The following is a 24215-nucleotide window of genomic DNA, read 5'->3' as shown; positions in this document are numbered from 1 at the left end:
AACAGGCACACCTGTTACTTCTGCGGCTCCGCGTCCAGCCGGGCGCGCAGCGCGTCCAGCTCGGCCCAGAGCACGCCGGGGAGCTTGTCCCCGAACTTCTCGAACCACTCGGTGACCAGCGGCAGCTCGTTGCGCCACTCGTCCGCGTCGACCTTCAGCGCGATCCGGACGTCCTCCGGGGTCATGTCCAGGCCCTCGACGTCGAGCGCGTCCTGCGCCGGGACCATGCCGATCGGCGTCTCCACCGCCTCGGCCCGGCCCTCCAGCCGCTCGATGACCCACTTGAGCACGCGGGAGTTCTCGCCGAAGCCCGGCCAGAGGAAGTTGCCCTCGGCGTCCTTGCGGAACCAGTTCACGTAGTAGATCTTGGGCAGCTTGGCCTCGTCGCCGTCCGCGCCCTTGCCCATCTCGATCCAGTGCCGGAAGTAGTCGCCGGCGTTGTAACCGATGAACGGCAGCATGGCCATCGGGTCGCGGCGGACCACACCGACCGCGCCGGAGGCGGCGGCGGTCGTCTCCGAGGAGAGGGTGGCCCCCATGTAGACGCCGTGCACCCAGTCGCGGGCCTCGGTGACCAGCGGGATGGTGTCCCGGCGACGGCCACCGAACAGGATCGCGTCGATCGGCACGCCGTTCGGGTCGTAGTAGTCGTCCGCCAGGATCGGGCACTGCGTGATCGGCGTGCAGAAACGGCTGTTCGCGTGCGAGGAGAGGTTCTCGCTCTCCGGCGTCCAGTCGTTGCCCTTCCAGTCGATCAGGTGCGCCGGCGGCTCACCCATGCCCTCCCACCAGATGTCGCCGTCGTCGGTCAGCGCCACGTTGGTGAAGATGGAGTTGCCCCGGTCCAGCGTCCGCATGGCGTTGGCGTTGGTCTTCCAGTCGGTGCCGGGCGCGACGCCGAACAGGCCGTACTCGGGGTTGACCGCGTAGAGGCGGCCGTCCGCGCCGAACCGCATCCAGGCGATGTCGTCGCCGATCGTCTCGACCTTCCAACCCGGGATGGTCGGCTCCAGCATGGCGAGGTTGGTCTTGCCGCAGGCCGACGGGAAGGCGCCCGCGATGTGGTAGACCTTGCCCTCCGGCGAGGTGATCTTGAGGATCAGCATGTGCTCGGCCAGCCAGCCCTCGTCGCGCCCCATCACGCTGGCGATACGCAGGGAGTAGCACTTCTTGCCCAGCAGCGAGTTGCCGCCGTAGCCGGAGCCGTAGGACCAGATCTCCCGGGTCTCCGGGAAGTGCGAGATGTACTTGGTCTCGTTGCACGGCCACGCCACGTCCTGCTCGCCCGGCGCGAGCGGGGCGCCGATGGAGTGCAGCGCGTGCACGAAGTCGGCGTCGTCGCCCATCGCCTCCAGGACCGAAGACCCCATCCGGGTCATGATCCGCATCGAGGCGACGACGTACGGGCTGTCGGTGATCTCCACGCCGAACATGGGGTTCTCGGCCTCGACCGGGCCCATGCAGAACGGGATGACGTACATGGTGCGCCCGCGCATGCTGCCGCGGTACAGCTCCGTCATCGTCCGCTTCATCTCGGCCGGCGCCATCCAGTTGTTGGTGGGGCCGGCGTCCGCCTCGTCGGCGGAGCAGATGAAGGTGCGCTCCTCCACCCGGGCGACGTCCGTGGGGTCGGTACGCGCGTAGAACGAGTTGGGCTTCTTCTCGGGATTCAGTCGGATCAGGGTGCCGTTCTCGACGAGTTCGTCGGTGAGGCGGCGCCACTCCTCATCAGACCCGTCCACCCAGACCACGCGGTCGGGGGTGGTCAGTTCCGCGACCTCACGTACCCAGGCCAGCAGCTTGGGGTGGGACGTCGGGGCCTGATCGATACCCCGAACAGCAGCCGGAGCAACCATGTCACTTCTCCTTGTGGTCGACGCTGACCGATCTATGGGGTGCACGAGTTCCGGCGGGCTGGTACGCCGCCTCGTGGAAACCTGGGATTGGGCTCAGCGTAAACCGGACTGCCTCGTCAGTCAGTGGGACTGGTTGTGAAGAACTGCACAAGGTACGGCCACGCTGCGGCATCACGATCTGATACCCGCTTTCGCGCGCAGTTTCACGCAAATCCTGCGGTGAACCTTCGACGGCCGGGTCCGGCACCGGAGTGACTCCGACGTCCGATCGCGGGGAAGCGTACGAACATGTCGCGAAAGACGATTCCGTGATGCGCTCCACAGATTCGCACAGCGCGTTACGCTCTGCTCACGGACATCGAGAACGGGCGACGCCTCTCCGACCCGGGCGGCCCGCGCGAGACAGCCGCGGCGAAGCCGTCGTGGCCGACTCGCCGTTGGAGTCCGCCCGGTTACCGCACAACCGGTACTCTCGGCGGGTGGCCGCGACGATGACCGGAGACCAACCGGGGGCTCCGCAGACCCGCCGGGGTCCGATCGGAGCACTGCTCGACCGTTTCGGTCACCTCATCCACGAACTGAGCAAGTTCGCCACCGTCGGCGGGCTCGCCTTCGTCGTGGACTTCGTCCTCTTCAACTATCTGTCCAGCGGCCGGGACATGCCGCCGCTGGCCGCGAAGACCATCTCCACGGTGATCGCCGCGACAGTCGCCTTCCTCGGCAACCGGTTCTGGACGTGGCGGCACCGGCAGCGGTCGAACCCGGCCCGCGAGTACGCCCTGTTCTTCTTCTTCAACGCGGTCGGCCTCGGCATCGCGGTGGCCTGCCTGGCGATCAGCCACTACGGGCTCGGCGCGATCTGGCCCGCGGTGTTCCAGACCCCCCTGGCCGACAACCTCGCCAGCTTCATCGTCGGCACCGGCCTGGGCACGCTCTTCCGGTTCTGGTCGTACCGACGGTTCGTCTTCGTCGAGGCGGGAACACCTCCCGTTCCGGCAACGAGCCACGACCGAGAGTCCGGGGCGTGACGAACCGCCCATCCCGACCCGCCGGGCCCAGCCGGCCCAGCCAACTGCCTAAGGTGTTCCGCATGCCTGGAGTCCGTCTGCTGCCCGAGCGCTGGCAGAAGTTCATCCACGAGGCGCTCAAATTCGGCATCGTCGGCGGCATCAACACCGTCATCAATTACGCGGTGTTCAATGCGCTGGCACTCACGGTTTTCCGTGACGGTCAGCTGAAGGCGACAGTGATCGCGACGATTGTCGCCACGATCACGTCGTATCTGATGAATCGTCACTGGACGTACCGTGATCGACCGAAATCGGCACTCCGGCGCGAATACGTCCTGTTCTTCCTCTTCAACGGGGCGGGCCTGCTCATCGAGCTCGGCGTCCTGGCCCTGGCCAAGTACGGCCTCGGCGTCCACGGGCTGCTCGCGCTGAACGTCGCCAAGACCATCGGTGTCCTGCTGGCCACGCTGTTCCGCTTCTGGTCCTACCGGACGTTCGTCTTCCAGCCCGTCCCCAAGCACGCCGAGGAGACCTGGCACTCGGTGCCGCGTGACGAGTGGGACAACGTCGCCGAGATGGACCCGGTGGCCGAGCTGGCCGAGTCGGTCAGCGAGCTGGAGGAGGAGGAGCCGGCTCCGGGCACCGGCCGGGCGGCCGGCTTCCCGCCACCGCGTGGTCGCCCCGCACCGGCGGACGCCGGACTCGGTGGGGCGCTCGGCGCCGACCTGGACGCCGAACTCGCCGCGGAACTCCAGCCCCGCCGCGCCCGCCGCTGAACCACGAGAAGGCCGGCACCCCTGGTCAGGGGTGCCGGCCTTCTCCGTCAGACGGGTCAGGGCTGCTCGCGCAGGGACTTGCCCTCGGTCATGTCGGCCAGGATCTCGCGCATCTCGCCGTCACCCAGGCTGTGCTTGTCGTGGTGCGACTCGACCAGCTCGTAGAGCTTCGTCTGCACCCTGTCCACGCCCGGCACGTCGTGCAGCACCGACTGGCCACGCTCACCCGCCGACTCGATGGTCAGCGTGCCGCAGCCGAGCAGCCGCTCCACGAAACGCTGGTGCATGGCGTGGTCGTTGATCCGGGTCAGCGGCAGGTCCCGCCGGTTACGCGACAGCACCCCCTGCTGGAGGAGCACCCGCTCGTTCGTGAACAGGTAGTGCGTGGTGCGCCAGACCAGAAACGGCCACAGACCCAGCCACAGCACCAGCGCCAGGGCGACCACGGCGATCGCGTAGAGCGCGATCGTGCCGCCGCTGCCGTCGGGCAGCAGGAGCCAGCCGGCGACGACCGCCGCGACGGCGAGCACGAGCACCAGGACCGGCCGGATCAGGGCCTTCCAGTGCGGGTGCAGGTGCAACACGACGTGCTCGTCCTCGGTGAGCACGTCTTCGGGGAACGCCACGGCGGAACCTCCTCGCAGAACAGGACGCGCTGACCGTAACCGGTCGGCGCATCCGGTCGGCATCGGCCGCGCGGACGGCTACCCGTGGTTGTTGACAGGGGGCCCTTCCCTCACCGCAGGTGCAGCACGTCGCCTGCCGCCAGCCGCAGCGTCTCGGCGCCCGTCTCGACCAGGAGCTGCCCGTCGCCGTCCACGCCGGTGGCGGTGCCGTACGCCTCGCTGCCGTCGGGCAGCAGCACCCGTACCTGACGGCCGATGGTGGCGCACCGGGCCAGGTACGCCTCGCGCAGCCCGCTGGCCTCCGCGTCCCCTCCGGCGTCACGCCAGCGCTCGTACCAGTCGGCGAGCGCGCGCAGCAGCGCCCGCAGCAGCGGATCCCGGTCGGTGGCGGTGGCACCCGCGAGCTGGAGCGAGGTGGCGGGCAGCCCGGTCGGGTTCTCCGGCAGCTCGTCGGCGCGCAGCGTCACGTTCAGCCCGACACCGACCACGATCGCCGGCGGCCTGTCGCTCTCCCCCGGCACCGCCTCGGCCAGCACCCCGGCGCACTTCGCGCCGTCCACCAGCAGGTCGTTCGGCCACTTCAGCCGCGCGTCCAGCTCGGCCAGCAGGCGTACCGCCTCGACCAGCGCGACACCGGCGAGCAGCGGCAGCCAGCCGTACCCGGTGACCGGCACCGGCGACCAGCCGCGCTCGGCGTCCGCCTCGCCGGGCCGCAGCAGCACGCTCGTCGCGAGACCGGCACGCGGCGGCGACTGCCAGACGCGGCCCCGCCGCCCCCGGCCGGAGGTCTGCCGCTCGGCGACCACCACCAGGCCCTCCGGCTCGCCGGCGCGCGCCGCGGTCACCGCGTCGGCGTTCGTCGAGCCCGTCTCGGCGAGCAGTTCCAGGCGGCGCCAGGGGCCGTGCGGCGCGACCAGCGCGCGCCGCAGCCGGGCCGCCGACAGCGGCGGTCGGTCCAGATCGGTGTACGGCGAGCCGGGCATCCCGCCAGCCTACGGCCCGAGTGAGGCGCACTGCACAGCCTCTTCGACCTGAACCATCGTTATATTCCACGGGTGACTACCGAGACCGGGTTCAACATCCACACGACCGCCGGCAAGCTGGCGGACCTGGAGCGACGGCTCGACGAGGCGGTGCACGCCGGGTCGGCACGCGCCGTCGAGAAGCAGCACGCGCGGGGCAAGAAGACCGCCCGCGAGCGGATCGAGATGCTCCTCGACGAGGGCTCGTTCGTCGAGCTGGACGAGTTCGCCCGGCACCGCTCGACCAACTTCGGGCTGGAGAAGACCCGCCCGTACGGGGACGGCGTGGTGACCGGCTACGGCACCGTCGACGGCCGGCAGGTCTGCGTCTTCTCGCAGGACTTCACTGTCTTCGGCGGCTCCCTCGGCGAGGTCTTCGGCGAGAAGATCGTCAAGCTGATGGACCTCGCCATGAAGATCGGCTGCCCGGTCGTCGGCATCAACGACTCCGGCGGCGCGCGGATCCAGGAGGGCGTCACGTCCCTCGGCCTCTACGGCGAGATCTTCTTCCGCAACGTCCGGGCCAGCGGCGTCATCCCGCAGATCTCGCTCATCATGGGCCCGTGCGCGGGCGGCGCCGTCTACTCCCCGGCGGTCACCGACTTCACCGTCATGGTCGACCAGACCTCGCACATGTTCATCACCGGCCCCGACGTGATCAAGACGGTCACCGGCGAGGACGTGGGCATGGAGGAGCTGGGCGGCGCCCGTACCCACAACACCCGCAGCGGCAACGCGCACTACCTCGGCACCGACGAGGAGGACGCGATCGAGTACGTAAAGGCGCTGCTGTCGTACCTGCCGTCGAACAACCTGGACGAGCCGCCGGTCTTCGACGCGCCGGCGATCCTCGACGTCACGGACGAGGACCGCGAGCTGGACACGCTGATCCCGGACTCGGCGAACCAGCCGTACGACATGCACCGGGTCATCGAGCACGTGCTCGACGACGGCGAGTTCCTCGAGGTGCAGCCGCTGTACGCGCAGAACATGGTGGTCGGTTTCGGCCGCGTCGAGGGACGCCCGGTAGGCGTGGTGGCGAACCAGCCGATGCAGTTCGCCGGCACGCTCGACATCGCCGCGTCGGAGAAGGCGGCCCGGTTCGTGCGTACCTGCGACGCGTTCAACGTCCCGGTGCTCACCTTCGTCGACGTGCCCGGCTTCCTGCCCGGCACCGGCCAGGAGTGGGACGGCATCATCCGCCGCGGCGCGAAGCTCATCTACGCGTACGCCGAGGCCACCGTCCCGAAGGTCACCGTCATCACCCGCAAGGCGTACGGCGGGGCCTACGACGTGATGGGCTCCAAGCACCTGGGCGCGGACCTGAACTTCGCCTGGCCGACCGCGCAGATCGCGGTGATGGGCGCGCAGGGCGCGGTGAACATCCTCTACCGCTCGGAGCTGGCGAACGCCGAGGACCCGGCCGCCGTCCGCGCCGAGAAGATCGCCGAGTACGAGGACACGCTCGCCAACCCGTACATCGCCGCCGAGCGCGGCTACGTGGACGGGGTGATCCCGCCGCACGAGACGCGTACCCAGATCGTGCGGGCGCTGCGGGTGCTGCGCACCAAGCGCGAGACGCTGCCGCCGAAGAAGCACGGCAACATCCCGCTGTAGCCGGCCCGGTGCCCCCGACGTTGAGGCGGCGGGGGCACCGGCGTCAGCAGCCCGGGTTCGCGGCCACGCACATCCGCTCGGCCGCGACCTGCGCCATCTGCCGCACCTGTTCCTCGGTCACCCTGGCCTCGGGCACCTGGCCCTCGGGCAGGTCGGTCCGCAGCCGGCCGGACGGGATCAGCACCGTCACGAGGTCACCCACCCGTACGACCAGCCGGTCCTCGAACAACGGCGCGTAGCCGGGCGGCCAGCCGGTCGTCTCGTCGGGCGGCACGCTCGCCTCGTGCCGCAGCAGCAGCGCCTGGTCTCCGGCGAAGCCGGTCGCCGCGACGTACCAGCGGTGCACGACATCCGCGCTGACCATCCCCCGCTCGGTGTAGGCCTGGCCGGTCGTCCGCCACGCCCCGCAGGCCGCGACAGTGCCCTCCAGGTCGGTGACGAACCGGCCCGCCTCGCCTGGCTCCATCCGGTAGACGTCCTGGGTGAGGACCGATCCGATGGTCGTAGCGGGCTCGGTCGGCGGTTCCATCAGGGTCTGCCCCCGTGAGTAGCGCGAGCGCGGTTCCTCGGCCGGCCGCCCCTGTTCCCGGGCGCAGACCTGAAGCAGGTCGTCGACCCGGACCGGCTCGTCGAGGCCGGTCTCGCCGAGCCGTTCACCGGTCGGTACCGGGACGTCGGCCGGTTCCAGCATCGCCTCGGCCACGATCTCCCCCCGCCCGTCGACGGCACCGGCGGCGGGCGGTGGCGGCGCGCCGGCCCGGTCCACGAGCGTCGCGGTGAGCGCCGCGACGACCACCACCGAAGCCGCAGCGAGCGCGGCGGAGCGCCGGCTGCGCCGCCGGGCGGTGGCCCGGATCGCCTCCGGCTCCGGCCAGGTGACGTTGCGCAGATCCCGGTGCAGCAACTCCACGAGTGCGACGTCGTCAGGCATCTGCCGCCTCCTCTTCCAGGTCCACCACGGCGAGCAGCCCGGCGAGCGCGGTCCGCCCCCGGGAGAGCCGGGCCTTGACGGTGCCGATCGGCGCCTCGGTCTCGCGCGCCACCTCGGCGACCGGCATGCCGAGCAGGTAGTGCATGGCGATTGCGGTGCGCTGGGCCTCGGGCAGCCGGCGCAGCGCGGCGACCACGTCCAGCGTCTCGGTGCTCGGCGCCGGCACGTCCGCCACCGCGCCGTGCCGCAGGTAGGCGCGCGCCCGGCTGCGCAGGCTGCGCCAGCGGCTCACCGCGATCCGGCTCGCCACCACCCGCACCCAGGACTCCGGGTCGTCGTACCCGCGCACCGTGGACCACCGCTGCCAGGCCCTGATGTACGCCTCCTGCACGGCGTCCTGCGCCTCGGCGAGGTCACCCGTGAGCACGTAGACGAAGCCGAGCAGCCGCTGTCGGCTGCCCCGGTAGAACTCGTCGAACCCGTCGCTGTCGGGCACCTGCCACCTCCCCGTGTTCGTGAGGGGACACGCCTGGCGGCGCGGCGCGGGTTGCCCGCTCAGCCGAGCAATTTCTCCAACTCGCCGAGCGGGAAGCCGCCGGCCGGGATCCGGTCGCGGACCGCCCGGCGGACCGCGGTCTGCACGGCCGCGTTGGCCGGGGTGGGTACGCCGTGCAGGCGCCCGAGCAGCACGATCTCACCGTTGAGGTGGTCGGTCTCGACCGAGCCGGCACCACGGGCCAGGCTCTGCCAGGTGGAACCGCCGGAGCGCTCCTCGCCGCCGACCGGCCGGTGCGACACCAGGTCGCCCCGTTCGGCGGCCTCCTCCTCGACAGTGGTGTGGGCGATGCCCGCCGCGGCGAGCGCCGCCTCTCCCTCTGCGCGTACCCGCTTCGACAGCGGCTCGGGCACGTCCCGGCCGAGCAGGGCCTGGAGGCCGTTGCCGAGGTTGGCGAGCAGCTTGCCGTACTTCCAGCGCATCACGTCGTCCCGGACAGGCGCGACGAACCCGGCCGCGGTCAGGTCGGCGGCGACCGCGCGGCTGGTGTCGTCGGCGCCGGTCGGGTAGCGGCCGATGTGCAGCATGCCCGGATGCGGATGGCCGTTGGCGACCACCACGCCCGGCTCCAGGTGGGTGGCGGGCAGCCACACGCACACCGGGTGCACGCGGGCGAAGCGACGCAGCGCGGCCGGCTCGTTCGCCACGCCGTTCTGCGCCAGCACGACCGGCAGCCGTTCGCCCGCCGTTCCGCCGCCCTCGACCGGGGCGTCCGCCCAGGTGTCGAGCGCCGCCACGGTGTCCTGCGACTTCACGGTGAGGACCAGCACGGTGTCCGCCGGCAGTGGCGGCCCGTCCGGACCGGCCACCGCGGGGAGCCGGCCCGTCACCTCGCGGTCCGGCGTGCGCAGCGTCAGACCCCGTTCCCGCAGCGCGTTTAGGTGCGCGCCGCGGGCCACGAGCGTCACGTCGTGGCCGGCGTCGGCCAGGAGTACGCCGATGGTGCCGCCGACCGCGCCCGCTCCGATGATCACGTATCGCACGGTCCGATTCTGCCCTGTCGCGAGGCGGTCCGCTCCGGGACGAGATGCGGTTCGGCTCGGTCAGGCGGTGAGGCCCGTGTCGGCGAGGATCGGGCCGGCCAGCAGCAGCGCTCCGGCGGCGAGTGCGCCCACGCTCACCAGCAGGAACAGGCCCACCCAGAACAGCGCCGGGAACGGCGTGATCCGGGCGAGCTGGTCGGCGTCGGACTGCGGCATCCGGCCCCGGGCGCGCTGCCGGTGCAGCTCGAACACCGGCCGTACGCCGCCGATCAGCAGGAACCACACCGACGTCCAAGCGAACGCGGCCTGCACCTCGGGCGAGGTGTACCAGGAGACGGCGAGCACCACGCCGCCGGTGACCAGCAGCGACAGCACGCCGAACAGGTTGCGGATCATCACCAGCATGCCCAGCAGCAGCGCCACCGCGAGCCAGAGCAGCAGCGTGATCCGGTTCCCGGCCAGCAGCCACGCGCCGCCGAGGCCGAGCAGCGACGGCGCGACGTACCCGGCGAGCAGCGTGAGGATCATGCCGGGCCCGGTGGGACGGCCGGCGGACAGCGTCAGCCCGGAGGTGTCCGAGTGCAGCCGGATGCCGTGCAGCCGCCGGCCGGTGAGCAACGCGACGAGCGCATGGCCGCCCTCGTGCGCGATGGTCACCGCGTTGCGGGCGATCCGCCAGGGCAGCCGGGCCACGACCACCGCGAGCGCGACCACGGCGGTGACCACCACGAGCAGCGGCGGCGGGTCCGGCTGGGCGCTGGTCAGCGTGTCCCAGAGCGTGGTGAGACCGTCGATCAGGGGCATGGGCGGGGAGCCTACCGCCCCGAGCCGTGTCGCTCGACCGGCGTGCTGCTGCACCGGCTCGACGGCGCGCACTACGTCGAGGATGCCGTCACCAAGGCGGGCGAGACGCTGAGTGTCACCGAGCCGTTCCGCTGGGCGATGGACCCGAGCGACCTGCGCTGACCCGCATCCGTCGCGCCACCTGGACGAACGACGGCCGTCGATGAAAATTTCCTTTCCCCCTATTGCGATCTAGGGCACTAAGCTCCAAAGATGGGCGTCAATAGACGGACGTCCCTCTGGAGGCAACCATGCCCAGCACCAGACTCTCCGTACGCCGGCTTCTCGCCGCCGGCCTGGCCGCCGCCGCCACCGCGGCCGTGGCCCTCGTGGCGACCGCCGGACCGGCCGCCGCCGCGACCACGCCCGGGATCGACGTCTCCCGCTACCAGGGCAGCATCAACTGGACCAGCGTGCGCAACTCGGGTATCCAGTTCGCCTTCATCAAGGCCACCGAGGGCACGAGCTACAAGGACCCGAACTTCAACGCGAACTACGTCAACGCGTACAACGCCGGGGTGATCCGCGGGGCGTACCACTTCGCCCGGCCGAACATCTCCGCCGGTTCCACCCAGGCCAACTACCTGGCCAGCAACGGTGGCGCCTGGTCGGCGGACAGCCGTACGCTGCCCGCCGCGCTGGACATCGAGGGCAACCCGTACAGCGGCGGCTACTGCTACGGCCTGAGCACGACCGGCATGCGCAACTGGATCCAGGACTTCCTCAACACCTACCGCTCCCGCACCGGCCGGTACGCGGTCATCTACACCACCACGAGCTGGTGGAACCAGTGCACGGGCAGCTGGACCGGCCCGTGGGCCAACCACCCGCTGTGGCTCGCCCGCTGGGCCAGCGCGCCCGGCACGCTGCCGGCCGGCGCCCCGGTGTGGAGCTTCTGGCAGTACACCAGCACCGGCGCCGTCTCCGGGATCAGCGGCAACGTCGACCGCAACTACTGGAACGGTGACCGCAGCCGGCTGATCGCGCTGGCGAACAACACCGCCTGACGTACGTGCGACACAAGTGGGACCGCCTCGTCACGAGGCGGTCCCGCTGTCGTCGTACCCCGAGGTCAGGCTCTGCGGCGCGCGGTGGCCGGGACGGGCACCGGCGTGCGGCGCGTCAGGCGCCACGCCGCCACGCCCACTACCGTGAGCGTCAGCACGCCGAGGACCGCGACCGGCGCGGACAGGCCGGCGCTGATCAGGAGCAGTACGACGTCGCCGAGCGCAACGAGCATCCACAGTGCCAGCCGCGGGCCGGTGTACCTCCGTCGGTAACCCATGTCGCGCCTCCTTCCGTCGTCGGAGGATTCATACCCCCGAGGACGGAAAGCCATGCGAGCGAGTTTCGTGACCGGCGGGATTCCCGATCAGTTCTTGCGGTCCGGCACGAAGCCCTTGGTGATGATCTCCCAGTTGGCCAGGTTGGCGTCCCAGTCCTTCGCGGGCACCTCCCAGCGCAACGCGAAGCCCCTGTTGCTGGCCGTCGCCACCCCACGGTTGCGGACGTGGAAGCGGGTGTCGCCGTTGCGCGTCTCCAGCCAGTCCCAGTCGGCGCAGGTGCGGAAGTAGGGGTCGCACTTGGTGATGCCGACCAGCTTGTAGCCCCGCACGCGCGATGCGCGGTACGGCTCCTGGCCCTTCCAGTCGGTGTACGCGTCGTCCTTCGGGTTCGGCGTCCACTGGATGAACAGCACCCGCCGAGCGCCGCCGACCTCGTAGAGCACGACGTTGTCCCCGCCGACCCGTGCCTGGAAGTTCTCTGGGATCGGCACCTTGAAGCCGTTCGGGCCGGTGTAGAGGCGCCAGCCGGCCGGCAACGCGGCCCCGGACGCCGACGGGCTGGCCGACGGCGTGGGGCTGGCCGACGCACTGGTCGCCGGGGCACTCGGCGACGCGCTCTCGCTCGGCGCGGGCGGCGGCGCCACCGACGCCGAGGTGCCGGCAGTCGGCTCACCGCCGTCGTCACCGTTGTTCAGCAGCGGCACAGCCACCACCAGACCGACGAGCAGCAGCAGGACCAGGGCGCCGATCAGCAGGTTGCGCCGGTTCGGCGCGGACTTCTCGACCGGCAGCACCGTCGCCCGGCCGGTCGACGACGCCTCCTGCACGGGAGCCGGGCTGACCGGCGCGGAGCCGGTCACGGCCGGGCTCACCGGCGCCGGGGTGTCGGTGACCGGCTCGCCGTCGAGCCGCGTCTCGTCCAGCGCCGGGTCGACGCCGTCCACCCGCGCCTCGTCGTCCACAAGCGTCTCGTCGGCCGAGGGCGCCGGGTCGAGCTTCGCCGTCGGGTCGGCGGGCGGCGGGGTCACCGCGGTGGGCCCGGCGTCCGAGGTGAGTGCCGGCACCTTCGCCGTCGGGTCGGCGGCTGCCGCCGTACCCCCGGTTGCGGCGACCCCGGACGCGGCGCGTTCGGCCTGGTCGGCCGGGCGCGGCGCGGGCACCAGCGGCGGGCGCGGCACGCGCGGACCGTTCGGCCCGGGCCGGCGTACGCCGTCGAGCAGCGAGATGCTCTTGGCCCGCCGGCCGGCGGCCTTGCGCAGCATGCGCTCGGCCACCTCGGCGGTGATCCGCTCGTCCGGGTCCTTGCGGAGCAGGCCCTGGAGCACCGGCTTGAGCGGCCCGGCGTTGCGCGGCGGCGGCATCGGCTCGGTGGCGAGCGCGGCGAGCGTGGCGATCGCCGACGGGCGCGCATACGGCGACTTGCCCTCGACGGCCGCGTAGAGCGTGGCGCCGAGCGACCACAGGTCCGCCTCCGGACCCGCGGTGCCGTCGCGGGCACGCTCCGGCGAGATGTACGCGGGCGAGCCCAGCACCATGCCGGTACGCGTCACGTTCGGGTCGCCGGGGATGGTGGCCAGGCCGAAGTCGGTGAGCACCACGCGGCCGTCCTCGCCGAGCAGCACGTTGCCCGGCTTGACGTCGCGGTGCATGATGCCGGCCTTGTGCGCGGCCTTCAGCGCGTTCAGCACGCCGAGGCCGATCTCGACCGCCTTGGCCGGGTTGACCGGGCCGTCCTCGGCGATGGTGTCCTGCAACGACTTCGACGCCACGTACTCCATCACGATCCACGGATCGCCGTCGGTGCGCAGCACGTCGAAGATGCGGACCACGTTGACGTTGTTGAGGCGGGCGATCGCCCGCGCCTCACGCAGCGAGCGCTCGCGCATCTCGCGGCGCTCCTCCGGGGTGAGGCCGGGGGGCGGGACCAGTTCCTTGATGGCCACGTCCCGGTGCAGCACCTCGTCCCGCGCCTTCCAGACGCGGCCCATGCCGCCCTGGCCGAGCGGCGTGAGAAGCCGGTACCGGTCGGCGACGAGTTGGGGGAGCGCGTTCGACATCGCAGAGAACCGTACCCGGCCGCTGCGACGCCCACACCGTCGGCACGCCACTGTACGGCGAAGGTCGAATTCGCGACGCGTACCCTTGGGTCATGTCTGCCGAGGAGCCGCTGTTCCGGATCGTCCGTGGCGTGCCCACCGCCGAGGAGCTGGCCGCTCTGGTCGGCGCGATCGTGGTGCGCACCCGCCCGGCCCAGGCCGCCGCGCCGGCCCCCGTGTCGCAGTGGGCGCGCAGCGCACGCCCCGCCCTGGCCGGGCACGTCGCGGGCCCCGGCGCGTGGCGGGCCTCCGGCCTCCCCCGCTGACCTCACCTCCCGCTCGCGGCGACGGGGCGGGGCTGCCGGGATCAGCGTCGAGCCATTAACCTCACTCAGGGAAACCGTGTGGTGACGGGCAGGAGGCTCCGATGATCCCGGAGGACAACCAGCCAGCCGGCTGGCTGCGCGGCTACGGCGGCATCGAGGCCGACATCCGACAGATGCGGGAGTTCGCCGACCGCCTCCAGGACGAGGTGACGCGCAACTACTCGCCGCACCTGTCCTACATCGCCGACGACATGAAGGCGCCGGTGCCCAACCCGGCCGACGCCTTCATCGAGCTGGTCCAGTTCCTCCAGGCCCACCACGACACCCAGACCGCCGCGGTGAGCGCGGTCTGGGATCTCGCACCGGCGACCGGCCGGCTCGCCGACGCCGCCGGGCGGATCGCCGCCCGCTACGGCGACGCCGACGCGTTCTCCTCCGCCCGCGTGGCCGACGTGGAACGAGCGCTCGCCGGGCCGTCCGCCACCGTCGCCCGCCCGATGCCGCCACTGGCCGACCCCACCGCCCCCGAACAGAGCCGGGTGATCCTGCCGTGATCGAACGGGGCAGCGGACGCACCTCCGGGCTGACCGACTGGCGGCTGATGGACGTCCTCAGCATGTGGGCGTGCGTGCAGGACCAGGACACCGCCGGCCAGTGGAAGCAGGTCGCCGGTTGGCGCAAGGTCTGCGACCTCGCCCTGGCCCACCTGAGCCGCCTGCGCGAATACCGGCGCGGCCTGGCCGACGCGTGGCCACCGGAGACCAACGCCGCCGCGCGGGCGTACATCGCCGAACTCGACCAGCTCATCGAGCGCGTGCAGCGCACCCACGACGCGGCCGCCGCGAACTACGACGCGCTGGCGGCCGCCGCCCGGGCCATCGGCAGCGCGCGGGCCGAGCTGCAACCACTGCACGAGGAGTACGCGAAGAAGCTGCGGCAGAAGCAGGCGTACGAGGCGACGATCGCCGACCCGAAGGCGGTTGCGGGCAGCCGGTTGCCGGAGCGGCCCCCGGTGACGGACGACGACCTGGAGCAGTTGAACGTACGGGCGCGCGGGTTGATGACGGGGTTGAGCGGCGAACTCCAGCACGCCCAGGTCATGCTCCAGCGCCCACCAGCTGTTCCTCGACCTGGCATCGAAACGAATAACCCAGATGTATACGGGGCCAGCGGGGCAGCACCTGTTATTCCACCAATCGTTCCGGTCGCTGTCACAAGTCCAAATCCAGGGCCGAAGCCAATGCCACTCGGCGGCGTTTCCAGCCAAGGGCCGCAAACTCCCCCCACCGTGGGCGTCGGACCGATCCTTGGCGACGCCGGTTCCACCTTGGCCCCTTCTCCAAGTGCCGCCACACCAAACGCTCCGTTGACTCCCCCATCGTTGCCAAACTCGGTTCCCCTCCCGCCGACCACTCCTGGCGCTCTAGGCGCTAAACCGTCTTCGCGAGATAATCAACCTCACCCCTCCACGGGCAGACCGGCTCCAGGCGCGGCGCCAAAGAACGTCTTCCCTCGCACGCAGCCGAACGGATTGATCGGTCAACCATTCGGCCCGGGTCTTGTCCAGCCGTCCTCTCCGAATGCCACGCCCCGCAGGGTGAATCCCGTGGGCGGCGTCATCGGAGGCGGCGGTGCGGGCACTGCCCCCACTGGCAATGCTGGATCACGCCCCGGAATTGGTAAGAACTCAGCAATGGGCTCGGTGGGCGGACCACCTCTTGGCGGTTTCCCTTCTACGAGCAGCCGATCCAGTCGCCAAAACGAGACGGGTGGAGCATCTCGACCATGGGATCCAGACCACCCCTGGGAGACCGATAAGGGGGTTAGTCCGGTCGTGCTACCTCCGACCGACGACGGTCCGATCGATCCAGGACCAGCCATCGGTCGAGATCGTTGACTGATTCAGCATGCGCATAACCCTATCGATTTTGGCCGCTGTCAGCCTCATCTTAATCCACGCAGGGCAGCCAACCGCACCAGAGGATGCTTCGCGAGTCCGACAAGATCAGTGGCACCTGGCGTTCCTCAAGGTAAACGAGGCTCATAAGATCTCTCGCGGAGCCGGGATCCTAGTGGCCGTCCCTGATACTGGCGTTGATCCTCATCCGGACCTCTCCCGAAATCTTCTCGAGGGAAAGAATGTTCTGACGGGCACCGGAGATGGTTTGCACGACGCAAACAGCCACGGAACCGCCATGGCAGGGCTCATCGCCGCCCATGGCTCTGACGGGGAAATCGGCGCACTCGGCATAGCGCCGGAGGCCAAAATCCTTCCCATCATATCGTCCGGATCGGACAACTACGGCGAGGTCGACAAGCTTGCCGAGGCGATAGATTTTGCAGTCACGCAACATGTCGGAGTTATAAGCATCTCAAGCGCAGGCGTCACGAGCGAGAAACTGACCCGCTCAGTGAAGAATGCACTAGCCGCCGACATAGTCGTTATCGCAGGCGTTGGCAACCTCCCTGAGGCGGCCACGATCGGTTATCCAGCCGCAGAGGAAGGCGTCATCGCCGTAAGCGGGACCGATCAGGCCGGAAACCATGCCTCAATTGCAGTCACAGGATCTAAGGTCGATGTCGCTGCCCCTGCAGTCGATATCTACAGCACCAGCTACGACGGCAAGTACTCGAAGGGCACGGGGACGTCCAGCGCGACTGCGATCGTTGCCGGGGCTGCTGCTCTCATCCGCTCCAAGTACCCCAATCTGCCCGCCCAGGAAGTCGCCCACCGCCTGACCGCCACCGCCGTCGACAAGGGACCACCTGGTCGCGACGACCAGTACGGCTACGGCGTCATCGACCTGGTCGCCGCGCTCACCGCAGACGTACCGCCGCTCGGCTTCGAGTCCTCCAACGTCACGCCACCCGCGTCGGCGGAGGCAGCACCCGATAAGGGTGACAGCGCCGGCACGGTACGCGGGCTCGCCACCCTGGGTGTGCTGGTGGCGGCGGGCGGCGGCTACCTGTTCTGGCGGCGGCGCCGACGTGCCGACGACCCGCCGCCGAGGGTCAGCCGGTAGCGTCGGCGGGGTGTCGACCTCCGTACCGGTGCGCCTCGTGCTCGCCTCGCAGTCCCCCGCCCGCCGCAAGTTGCTCCAGGCCGCCGGGATCGAGCCGGACGTGCTGGTCAGCGGCGTGGACGAGTCGCAGGTGGTGAGCGATCGGGCCGAGGATCTGTGCCTGGAACTGGCCCGGCTGAAGGCGCAGGCGGTACGCGATCGGCTGCGGCCCTCGCCGGACGAGCGCACGCTGGTGCTCGGCTGCGACTCGGTGCTCGCCTTCGACGGTGAGATCCTCGGCAAGCCCGACGACGCGGCGGACGCCACGCGGCGGTGGCAGCGGATGCGCGGGCGAAGCGGCGTCCTGCACACCGGGCACTGCCTGATCGACGTGACGCACGAGTCCCGCGCCGAGGCCGTCGCCTCTACGACTGTGCACTTCGCCGACATCAGCGACGAGGAGATCGCCGCGTACGTGGAGACGGGCGAGCCGCTGGCCGTGGCCGGCGCGTTCACCATCGACGGGCTGGGTGGGGCGTTCCTGACCGGGATCGAGGGCGATCCGGGCACGGTGGTGGGGCTGTCCCTGCCGTTGCTGCGCCGGCTGCTCGCCGAGGTGGAGCTGAGCATCGTCGACCTGTGGACGAAGATCGCGCCCGGGGGCCAGGAGATCGAACATCTCGGCTAACGTCCGGACATGACCACGAAGCCGCTGCCGCTCACCCCGGAACTGCACGCCTACCTGGTGGCCCACGGGTCCGCCCCGGACGAGATCGTCCAGGAACTGGCCGAGGAGACCCGGGCGGCCCTGCCCGCCGAGGCGGTCATGCAGGTAGCGCCCGAACAGGCCGCGTTCCTGACGTTCCTGACCCGGCTGCTCGGCGTACGGCAGGCGGTCGAGGTCGGCACGTTCACCGGCCTCTCCTCGCTGGCTATCGCCCGGGGGCTGGCGGAGGGCGGCCGGTTGACCTGCTTCGACATCTCCGAGGAGTACACGGGCGTGGCCCGGCGCTACTGGCAGCGCGCCGGTGTGCAGGACCGCATCGAGCTGCGCATCGGCCCGGCCGCCCAGACGCTGCGCGAGCTGCCCCGCGAGCGTCACCTGGACTTCGCGTTCATCGACGCGGACAAGGTCGGCTACCCGATCTACTGGGACGAGCTGGTGCCCCGCATGCGTCCCGGCGCGGTGATCGCCGTCGACAACACGCTGCGCGACGGCCGGGTGCTCGCCCCGCGCAACGCCGACGACCGGGCGATCGCCGCGTTCAACGACGCGGTCATCGCTGATGTCCGCGTCGAGGCGGTCATGCTGCCGATCGCCGACGGCGTCACGCTCGCCCGAGTGCTCTGAGCCGACCGAACACAACCTCGCCGAGGTGGCGGCAACCCCGAGCACCGGATACCACCACCTCGCCGAAATGGAGTCGATCAAGCCCCGCGGACCAAGCAGGGCAGGACACCGCGGTCATGCTGCCGATCGCCGACGGCGTCACGCTCGCCCGAGTGCTCTGAGCCGACCGAACACAACCTCGCCGAGGTGGCGGCAACCCCGAGCACCGGAAGCCGCCACCTCGCCGTAGTGGAGTCGATCAAGCCGCGCGGACCGGCGCGGGCAGGGCACGTCCCAGCCGCACCGTCAGCAGCACCGCCACCGCGATGAACGCGGGCAGCAGCAGGAACGCCGGGTGCGGGCCGAGGCCGTCGGCCACCCACCCGAGCGCCACCGGCGCGATCCCGAAACCCACACCCATCGAGTACGCGGACCAGCCCGCCGCCTTGTCGGCGGCCGGGCCTGCGACTGCGAGCGCGATCGAGATCGCCAACGGGTAGTGCAGCGCGTTGCCGAGCCCGAGCACGACCAGCCCGGTGACCGCCAGCCAGCCGACCGTACTGCCCCAGAACAGCGCGAACCCGGCCATCGAGACGGTGAGCGCGCCGAGCAGCAGCGGCACCGGCGCCCAGCGCAGCGCGGCCCGGCCACCGGCGATCCGGCCGGCGAACATGCCGCACACGATCGCGGCGACCGCCGCCGACGCCCCGCCCGCGCTCAGCCCGGCGTGGGTCCGCAGCACGTCGGCTGTCCACAGCGACAGGCAGACCTCGATCGACCCGGTGACCGACATCAGGACCCAGGCGATCCAGTACGCACGTGGCAACCGCCCCGCCGCCCCGGAGCCGGAGGAAACGGGCTCCCCGGAGGCGGGCACGGCAGACGCGGGCACGGCAGGAGCGGGCACGACGGCTTCGGGCACCCCGGACGCGGGGACGACGGGCACCCGGGTGGCGGCGGCCACGGGGACGGGCGTGCCGGCAGCCGCGTCAGCGGGGGCGCGTTTCGGCACGCGTACCCGGAAAGTCAGGGCCGCGAGCGCGACGAGCGTGATCAGCCCGACCTCGACGGCCATCAGGGGTCGCCAGCCGAGGCCGGCGTCGACGGTGGCGCCGATGGTCAGCGGCGCCAGGATGCCCATGCCGGCGCAGGCCGCGTTGGCCTCGGTGAGCGCGGCCGGGGCGGCGGAGCCGTGCCGGGCGGTGAGCACCACGCTCACGCCGCTGACGACCATCATGCCGAAGGTGGCGATGACCGCGACGGCGGCGAGCGTGGCCGGCAGCGGGCGGAGCAGGCCGAGCGCGGTCACGCCCGCGGCGACGCCGGCGAGGCCGAGCCAGATGGCCGGGCCACGGCCGAGGCGGCGGGCGACCGGGGCGAACAGCGCGCCGCCGGCGAGCGCGCCCACCGCGATGCCGGTGCTGTGCAGGCCGGCGACGGCGGCGCTGGTGCCCTGTTCGTCGCGGAGCAGGGGTACGACCGGGCCGAACCCGTAGAGGAAGAAGCCCCACAGACCGAGCTGGGCGTAGGTCAGCCAGGTGATCCGGTCACGGGTGAGGCGGGGCACCGGCCCACGCTACGCGCGCCCGGCCGGTGCCCCGCCCCTGCTGAGAGGTAGCTCTCCCCCTGCTCAGCGGACGCTGCGGGCGAACTGGCGGGCGGCCCAGAACACGCCTGCGGCGGCGAGCACCGCGATGATGCCGAGGCCCTGCCACACCCGGTCGTTGCCGAGGTCGCCGTTGAACAGCGCGCGGGTGCCCTCGACCGCCCAGGAGAACGGGTTCCACTTGGCCACGCCCTGGAGCCAGCCGGGGGCGAAGGTGAGCGGCAGCAGGATGCCGGAGAGCAGCAGCACCGGCTGCGCGACGGTGTTCATGAGCGGGGCGAGCGCGTCCTCGCTCTTGACCTTGAGCGCGATGCCGTAGGAGACGGCCGAGGTCATCAGCGCGATGAGCGCGAGCATCAGGTACGCCAGGAGCAGGTTGCCGATGAACACGCGCAGGTCGAACGCGAGCGCCAGCAGCGTGATGATGATCGCCTGCGCGATCAGCGAGACCACGTCGCGCAGCGAGCGGCCGAGCAGCAGGGCGAGCCGGCTGACCGGGGTGACCCGGGAGCGCTCGATCACGCCGGCGCGCAGCTCGGCGATCAGGCCGAAGCCCTGGAACAGGCCGCCGAAGATGGCCAGCAGCACGAGCAGGCCGGGTACGAAGATCTTGTACGCGGCGGCCTGGGTGGGCGCGTTCAGCGCGGGCTTGAGCAGCGGGGCGAACAGGAGCAGGTACATCACCGGCTGGAAGACGCCGACGAAGATCCACACCGGGTTGCGCAGCAGCAGTTGCGTCTGGCGCTGGAAGATCAGCCAGGTGTCGCGGGCGAGTTTCATGACAGCTTCTCCGGGGGTCAGGACTCGCGCAGCGAGCGGCCGGTCTTGGTGAGGAAGACGTCGTCGAGGCTGGGGCGGTGCAGCTCGATCGAGCGCAGGTCCAGCCCGGCGTGGTCGAGGCGGCGCAACACCTGCGGGATGGCGGTGGCGCCCTCGTCGACGTAGAGACGCAGGCCGCCCTCGTCGACGGTCTCCAGCTTGCTCACGTACGCCTCGGTGTCGAGCAGTTCGGCGGCGCGCGGGGTGCTCGGGGCGTCCAGGCCGACGATCACTACCTCGCCGGAGATCTCCCGCTTCAGCTCGGCCGGTGTGCCCTCGGCGACCACCTCGCCGTGGTCCATGATCGCGATGCGGTCGCAGAGCGCGTCCGCCTCGTCCAGGTAGTGCGTGGTGATGAAGACGGTCATTCCCTCGGTACGCAGCCGGCGGATCTCGTCCCACATGTGCGCGCGGCTCTGCGGGTCGAGGCCGGTGGTCGGCTCGTCCAGGAAGACGATCTTCGGCTCGTGGATGATGCCGAGCGCGATCTCGACGCGCCGGCGCTGACCGCCGGAGTAGGTCTTGCACTTGCGGTCGGCGTACTCGGTGAGCTGGAAGGCTTCGAGCGCGCGCTCGGCACGGCGGTGCGCGTCGGCCTTGCCGATGCCGTAGAGGCGTGCCTGGAGCACCAGCTCCTCGCGGGCGCTCGACTCGTCCCAGGTGCTGCCGCCCTGGGCGACGTAGCCGATCCGGCGGCGCACCTCGGCCGGGTCCTTGCGCAGGTCGGCGCCGGCCACTGTGGCCTCGCCGCCGTCCGGCTCGATGAGCGTGGCGAGCATCCGCAGCGTGGTGGTCTTGCCGGCGCCGTTGGGCCCGAGGAAGCCGAAGATCTCCCCCGCTGCGACGTCGAGGTTCACGCCGCGGACCGCGTCCACTGTCTTCGTCTCGCGACCCGCGCGGGAGCGGTAGGACTTCCGCAACCCCCTGGTCTCGATCATTTCTGCTCCTGGTCGTCCGGGCGGACCTGAGCGGCCGCCGATCGTCCGCGAGGACGCACGAATCCCCCGCGATTCCCGCCGAGGCTAACGCGATATAGCTCTTTTAGTCAACGTTGATTATGTCGTGTCACCGGGAGCCGTCGGACCAGCCCGACCAGCCCTCAGCCCGTTCCATCCCATCGGGCAGGTACGACACTCCCGACTCGATCCGCTCCGCGATCCGCTCGCACCAGGCCGACTCCGCCTCGGCGCGGGCCAGCCACAGCTCGAACATCCACCCGACGTGCACCGGCTTGCGGGTGCGCACCCAGTCCGAGTCCAGCGAGGCGCGCGTCGACTCGACCCCGGCCCGGAGCAGGTTCGCCCGGTTGCGCAGCGCCGCCGCGGCCTCCTCGCGCGGCATCGCCGGCAGGAAGGAGAACGCCGCCACGAACGGGTCCGGCGGCTCGTGGAGCTGCCACCACTGCGCCCGCAGCAACGTCTCGAACTCGTCCTCTCCCTTCGGCGTCACCTCGTACGTGGTGCGCGCTGGGCGGGCGCCCACCTGCTCCACCGAGACGGTCCGGAGCAGGCCCTCGTCGGTGAGTTTGCGCAGCGCGTGGTAGATCGAGCCCGGTTGCACGTTCGCCCACTTGTCCGCGCTCCAGCTGAGCAGCTCGCGGCGCACGTCGTAGCCGTGCACCGGCTGCATCCACCGAACCAGGCCAAGAATCATCATCCTCGTTGCCGACACGGGACAAGCGTAATAACCAAGTTTGACTACAGTGCCGCATCCCACACTGAGCGATCGTTAGGCCCCGCAGCTCGGCCGCTAAACTCCCGGCAACGACCTCCCGGGAGGAGCCACAAGGTGCGCAAGGTTCTCATCGCCAACCGCGGCGAGATCGCCGTCCGCGTCATCCGCGCCTGCCGCGACGCCGGGCTGGCCAGCGTCGCCGTCTACGCGGACTCCGACCGGGACGCCCTGCACGCCACGCTCGCCGACGAGGCGTACGCGCTCGGCGGTGACACCGCCGCCGACAGCTACCTGCGCATCGACAAGCTGATCGATGTGGCGGCCCGCTCCGGCGCCGACGCGGTGCACCCCGGCTACGGCTTCCTCTCCGAGAACGCCGACTTCGCCCAGGCCGTCATCGACGCCGGGCTGACCTGGATCGGCCCCACCCCGCAGGCGATCCGCGACCTCGGCGACAAGGTGACCGCCCGGCACATCGCGCAGCGCGCGGGCGCGCCGCTGGTGCCCGGCACCCCGGACCCGGTCGCGAACGCGGACGAGGTGATGGCGTTCGCCGTCGACCACGGCCTGCCGGTCGCCATCAAGGCCGCGTTCGGCGGTGGCGGTCGCGGCCTCAAGGTCGCCCGCACCATGGAGGAGATCCCGCACCTGTTCGAGTCGGCCACCCGCGAGGCGGTCGCCGCGTTCGGCCGGGGCGAGTGCTTCGTCGAGCGCTACCTGGACAAGCCGCGCCACGTCGAGGCGCAGGTGCTGGCCGACCAGCACGGCAACGTGATCGTGGTGGGCACCCGGGACTGCTCGCTGCAGCGCCGCCACCAGAAGCTGGTCGAGGAGGCGCCCGCGCCGTTCCTCACCGACGCCCAGCGCGCCCAGATCCACGACAGCGCCAAGGCCATCTGCCGGGAGGCCGGCTACCACGGCGCCGGCACCGTGGAATACCTGGTCGGCGCGGACGGCACGATCTCGTTCCTGGAGGTGAACACCCGGCTCCAGGTCGAGCACCCGGTCACCGAGGAGACCGCCGGCATCGACCTGGTGCGCGAGCAGTTCCGCATCGCCGACGGCGAGAAGCTGCGCTTCACCGAGGACCCGACGCCGCGCGGGCACGCCATCGAGTTCCGGATCAACGGCGAGGACCCGGGCCGCAACTTCCTGCCCGCGCCGGGCACCGTCACCGCGCTGCGCCTGCCCTCCGGGCCGGGCGTGCGGGTGGACACCGGCATCTCGGCCGGCGACGTGATCGGCGGCAACTTCGACTCGCTGCTCGCCAAGGTGATCATCGTCGGCGAGACGCGTACCGAGGCGCTGGAGCGGGCCCGCCGGGCGCTCGACGAGATGGTGGTCGAGGGCATGGCGACCGCGCTGCCCTTCCACCGCCTGGTGATCCGCGACGAGGCGTTCACGGCCGAGCCGTTCGCCGTGCACACCCGGTGGATCGAGACCGAGTGGGACAACACCGTACCGGCCTTCACCGCCGGCGCCGGCGCCGCCGACGAACCGGCCGAGCGCGAGACCGTCGTGGTCGAGGTGGGCGGCAAGCGGCTGGAGGTCGTCCTCCCCGCCGGGCTCGGCGCGGGTACGGCGGCAGCCGCGCCCGCCGCGAAGAAGCCGGCCCGCCGGGGTGGCGGGGGCAAGGCGGGCGCCGCGGTCAGCGGGGACACGCTCACCTCCCCGATGCAGGGCACGATCGTGAAGATCGCCGTCGCGGACGGCGACGAGGTGGCCGAGGGCGACCTCGTCGTGGTGCTGGAGGCGATGAAGATGGAGCAGCCGCTGCACGCGCACAAGGCCGGCACGGTCAGCGGGCTCGCCGCCGAGGTCGGCGCGGTGATCACGTCCGGCGCCGCGATCTGCACCATCGCCTGAGGCATGCGGAAGGACCCCTTCGCAACAGCGCGGGGGCGGGTGGTCTGAGC

Annotated in this window: 24 protein-coding genes; 10 read left to right on the top strand and 14 right to left on the bottom strand. The window is 71.2% G+C overall.

Translation table 11 applies throughout. The features are described 5' to 3' along the window. Positions 1–14 precede the first annotated feature (14 nt). A complete protein-coding gene (locus O7611_RS02425) occupies positions 15–1856 on the bottom strand; it encodes a phosphoenolpyruvate carboxykinase (GTP) (protein WP_194798589.1) in 1842 nt (613 codons plus the stop codon). A 491-nt stretch (positions 1857–2347) separates the two neighbouring features. Between O7611_RS02425 and O7611_RS02420 the strand changes: the two genes are divergently transcribed. Both O7611_RS02420 and O7611_RS02415 read left to right on the top strand, forming a co-directional pair. Beyond that, positions 2348–2884: a GtrA family protein gene (locus O7611_RS02420; protein ID WP_194798954.1), complete on the top strand. Its 537-nt coding sequence runs from the start codon at positions 2348–2350 to the stop codon at positions 2882–2884. Between the two features lie 62 nt (positions 2885–2946). Then, complete coding sequence (locus O7611_RS02415; protein WP_269696128.1) at positions 2947–3642, top strand: GtrA family protein; 696 nt, start codon at positions 2947–2949, stop codon at positions 3640–3642. 56 nt (positions 3643–3698) lie between these two features. On the opposite strand, the gene O7611_RS02410 is transcribed toward O7611_RS02415, so the two are convergent. Both O7611_RS02410 and O7611_RS02405 read right to left on the bottom strand, forming a co-directional pair. After that, complete coding sequence (locus O7611_RS02410; RefSeq protein WP_194798591.1) at positions 3699–4268, bottom strand: PH domain-containing protein; 570 nt, start codon at positions 4266–4268, stop codon at positions 3699–3701. A 110-nt stretch (positions 4269–4378) separates the two neighbouring features. Further along, positions 4379–5251: a biotin--[acetyl-CoA-carboxylase] ligase gene (locus tag O7611_RS02405; RefSeq protein WP_194798592.1), complete on the bottom strand. Its 873-nt coding sequence runs from the start codon at positions 5249–5251 to the stop codon at positions 4379–4381. A gap of 72 nt (positions 5252–5323) precedes the next feature. Here O7611_RS02405 and O7611_RS02400 point away from each other — a divergent pair, with 72 nt between their 5' ends. Further along, positions 5324–6907, top strand: coding sequence for an acyl-CoA carboxylase subunit beta (locus O7611_RS02400; protein ID WP_013284052.1), 1584 nt, complete (start codon positions 5324–5326; stop codon positions 6905–6907). A 43-nt stretch (positions 6908–6950) separates the two neighbouring features. On the opposite strand, the gene O7611_RS02395 is transcribed toward O7611_RS02400, so the two are convergent. Genes O7611_RS02395 through O7611_RS02380 form a run of 4 tightly spaced genes read right to left on the bottom strand, consistent with a single transcriptional unit; the run spans position 6951 to position 10181 of the window. Beyond that, a complete protein-coding gene (locus tag O7611_RS02395; RefSeq protein ID WP_194798593.1) occupies positions 6951–7838 on the bottom strand; it encodes a hypothetical protein in 888 nt (295 codons plus the stop codon). Continuing rightward, a complete protein-coding gene (locus tag O7611_RS02390; RefSeq protein WP_194798594.1) occupies positions 7831–8334 on the bottom strand; it encodes a SigE family RNA polymerase sigma factor in 504 nt (167 codons plus the stop codon). Before O7611_RS02390 ends, O7611_RS02395 begins: the two co-directional genes overlap by 8 nt. Positions 8335–8393: 59 nt before the next feature. Further along, positions 8394–9377, bottom strand: coding sequence for a ketopantoate reductase family protein (locus O7611_RS02385; RefSeq protein ID WP_194798595.1), 984 nt, complete (start codon positions 9375–9377; stop codon positions 8394–8396). Between the two features lie 60 nt (positions 9378–9437). Next, on the bottom strand, positions 9438–10181 hold the full coding sequence (locus tag O7611_RS02380) for a M50 family metallopeptidase (RefSeq protein ID WP_194798596.1): 744 nt from the start codon (positions 10179–10181) through the stop codon (positions 9438–9440). A gap of 290 nt (positions 10182–10471) precedes the next feature. Between O7611_RS02380 and O7611_RS02375 the strand changes: the two genes are divergently transcribed. Next, the gene (locus O7611_RS02375; RefSeq protein WP_194798597.1) at positions 10472–11227 is read left to right on the top strand and encodes a GH25 family lysozyme; all 756 of its coding nucleotides are present in this window, start codon (positions 10472–10474) and stop codon (positions 11225–11227) included. Positions 11228–11292: 65 nt separating this feature from the next. Here O7611_RS02375 and O7611_RS02370 read toward each other — a convergent pair whose 3' ends face one another. Then, positions 11293–11505: a hypothetical protein gene (locus tag O7611_RS02370; protein WP_194798598.1), complete on the bottom strand. Its 213-nt coding sequence runs from the start codon at positions 11503–11505 to the stop codon at positions 11293–11295. Positions 11506–11592: 87 nt separating this feature from the next. Continuing rightward, entirely contained in the window at positions 11593–13563 is a 1971-nt protein-coding gene (locus tag O7611_RS02365; RefSeq protein WP_269696127.1) for a serine/threonine-protein kinase, read from the bottom strand. 92 nt (positions 13564–13655) lie between these two features. On the opposite strand from O7611_RS02365, the gene O7611_RS02360 reads away from it, so the two are divergent. Both O7611_RS02360 and O7611_RS02355 read left to right on the top strand, forming a co-directional pair. Further along, entirely contained in the window at positions 13656–13868 is a 213-nt protein-coding gene (locus tag O7611_RS02360; RefSeq protein ID WP_194798600.1) for an acyl-CoA carboxylase subunit epsilon, read from the top strand. A gap of 101 nt (positions 13869–13969) precedes the next feature. Then, the gene (locus O7611_RS02355) at positions 13970–14422 is read left to right on the top strand and encodes a hypothetical protein (RefSeq protein ID WP_121684324.1); all 453 of its coding nucleotides are present in this window, start codon (positions 13970–13972) and stop codon (positions 14420–14422) included. A gap of 292 nt (positions 14423–14714) precedes the next feature. Here O7611_RS02355 and O7611_RS31895 read toward each other — a convergent pair whose 3' ends face one another. Beyond that, positions 14715–14969 (bottom strand): hypothetical protein, encoded by a 255-nt coding sequence (locus O7611_RS31895; protein WP_308212780.1) that lies wholly within the window; start codon positions 14967–14969, stop codon positions 14715–14717. Between the two features lie 806 nt (positions 14970–15775). Between O7611_RS31895 and O7611_RS02345 the strand changes: the two genes are divergently transcribed. Genes O7611_RS02345 through O7611_RS02335 form a run of 3 tightly spaced genes read left to right on the top strand, consistent with a single transcriptional unit; the run spans position 15776 to position 18221 of the window. After that, on the top strand, positions 15776–16891 hold the full coding sequence (locus O7611_RS02345) for a S8 family serine peptidase (RefSeq protein WP_442929313.1): 1116 nt from the start codon (positions 15776–15778) through the stop codon (positions 16889–16891). A gap of 10 nt (positions 16892–16901) precedes the next feature. Next, entirely contained in the window at positions 16902–17558 is a 657-nt protein-coding gene (locus tag O7611_RS02340; RefSeq protein ID WP_269696125.1) for a Maf family protein, read from the top strand. Positions 17559–17567: 9 nt separating this feature from the next. Beyond that, positions 17568–18221, top strand: coding sequence for an O-methyltransferase (locus O7611_RS02335; protein WP_269696124.1), 654 nt, complete (start codon positions 17568–17570; stop codon positions 18219–18221). A 238-nt stretch (positions 18222–18459) separates the two neighbouring features. Here O7611_RS02335 and O7611_RS02330 read toward each other — a convergent pair whose 3' ends face one another. The 4 genes from O7611_RS02330 to O7611_RS02315 all read right to left on the bottom strand — a co-directional run bounded on the left by O7611_RS02330 (position 18460) and on the right by O7611_RS02315 (position 22281). Then, a complete protein-coding gene (locus O7611_RS02330; RefSeq protein WP_269696123.1) occupies positions 18460–19767 on the bottom strand; it encodes an MFS transporter in 1308 nt (435 codons plus the stop codon). A 63-nt stretch (positions 19768–19830) separates the two neighbouring features. Next, the gene (locus O7611_RS02325) at positions 19831–20586 is read right to left on the bottom strand and encodes an ABC transporter permease (protein ID WP_013284036.1); all 756 of its coding nucleotides are present in this window, start codon (positions 20584–20586) and stop codon (positions 19831–19833) included. 17 nt (positions 20587–20603) lie between these two features. Beyond that, positions 20604–21563 (bottom strand): ATP-binding cassette domain-containing protein, encoded by a 960-nt coding sequence (locus O7611_RS02320; protein WP_269696122.1) that lies wholly within the window; start codon positions 21561–21563, stop codon positions 20604–20606. A gap of 127 nt (positions 21564–21690) precedes the next feature. After that, a complete protein-coding gene (locus O7611_RS02315; protein WP_269698038.1) occupies positions 21691–22281 on the bottom strand; it encodes a PadR family transcriptional regulator in 591 nt (196 codons plus the stop codon). Positions 22282–22413: 132 nt separating this feature from the next. On the opposite strand from O7611_RS02315, the gene O7611_RS02310 reads away from it, so the two are divergent. Then, on the top strand, positions 22414–24165 hold the full coding sequence (locus O7611_RS02310) for an acetyl/propionyl/methylcrotonyl-CoA carboxylase subunit alpha (RefSeq protein ID WP_269696121.1): 1752 nt from the start codon (positions 22414–22416) through the stop codon (positions 24163–24165). Positions 24166–24215: the final 50 nt, after the last annotated feature.

This window comes from Micromonospora sp. WMMC273, from assembly GCF_027460285.1.
GTDB classification, from domain to species: domain Bacteria; phylum Actinomycetota; class Actinomycetes; order Mycobacteriales; family Micromonosporaceae; genus Micromonospora; species Micromonospora aurantiaca.
Note: the sequence above shows the minus strand (reverse complement) of the source record. Positions and strands in the feature narration are given on the sequence as shown.

Excerpts from the sequence above, each read along its gene's own strand:
- O7611_RS02425 (WP_194798589.1), bottom strand. The coding sequence starts at position 1,856 with ATGGTTGCTCCGGCTGCTGTTCGGGGTATCGATCAGGCCCCGACGTCC.
- O7611_RS02420 (WP_194798954.1), top strand. The coding sequence starts at position 2,348 with ATGACCGGAGACCAACCGGGGGCTCCGCAGACCCGCCGGGGTCCGATC.
- O7611_RS02415 (WP_269696128.1), top strand. The coding sequence starts at position 2,947 with ATGCCTGGAGTCCGTCTGCTGCCCGAGCGCTGGCAGAAGTTCATCCAC.
- O7611_RS02405 (WP_194798592.1), bottom strand. The coding sequence starts at position 5,251 with ATGCCCGGCTCGCCGTACACCGATCTGGACCGACCGCCGCTGTCGGCG.
- O7611_RS02395 (WP_194798593.1), bottom strand. The coding sequence starts at position 7,838 with ATGCCTGACGACGTCGCACTCGTGGAGTTGCTGCACCGGGATCTGCGC.
- O7611_RS02380 (WP_194798596.1), bottom strand. The coding sequence starts at position 10,181 with ATGCCCCTGATCGACGGTCTCACCACGCTCTGGGACACGCTGACCAGC.
- O7611_RS02375 (WP_194798597.1), top strand. The coding sequence starts at position 10,472 with ATGCCCAGCACCAGACTCTCCGTACGCCGGCTTCTCGCCGCCGGCCTG.
- O7611_RS02370 (WP_194798598.1), bottom strand. The coding sequence starts at position 11,505 with ATGGGTTACCGACGGAGGTACACCGGCCCGCGGCTGGCACTGTGGATG.
- O7611_RS02365 (WP_269696127.1), bottom strand. The coding sequence starts at position 13,563 with ATGTCGAACGCGCTCCCCCAACTCGTCGCCGACCGGTACCGGCTTCTC.
- O7611_RS02360 (WP_194798600.1), top strand. The coding sequence starts at position 13,656 with ATGTCTGCCGAGGAGCCGCTGTTCCGGATCGTCCGTGGCGTGCCCACC.
- O7611_RS02355 (WP_121684324.1), top strand. The coding sequence starts at position 13,970 with ATGATCCCGGAGGACAACCAGCCAGCCGGCTGGCTGCGCGGCTACGGC.
- O7611_RS31895 (WP_308212780.1), bottom strand. The coding sequence starts at position 14,969 with ATGACCTGGGCGTGCTGGAGTTCGCCGCTCAACCCCGTCATCAACCCG.
- O7611_RS02345 (WP_442929313.1), top strand. The coding sequence starts at position 15,776 with ATGCGCATAACCCTATCGATTTTGGCCGCTGTCAGCCTCATCTTAATC.
- O7611_RS02335 (WP_269696124.1), top strand. The coding sequence starts at position 17,568 with ATGACCACGAAGCCGCTGCCGCTCACCCCGGAACTGCACGCCTACCTG.
- O7611_RS02325 (WP_013284036.1), bottom strand. The coding sequence starts at position 20,586 with ATGAAACTCGCCCGCGACACCTGGCTGATCTTCCAGCGCCAGACGCAA.
- O7611_RS02320 (WP_269696122.1), bottom strand. The coding sequence starts at position 21,563 with ATGATCGAGACCAGGGGGTTGCGGAAGTCCTACCGCTCCCGCGCGGGT.
- O7611_RS02315 (WP_269698038.1), bottom strand. The coding sequence starts at position 22,281 with ATGATGATTCTTGGCCTGGTTCGGTGGATGCAGCCGGTGCACGGCTAC.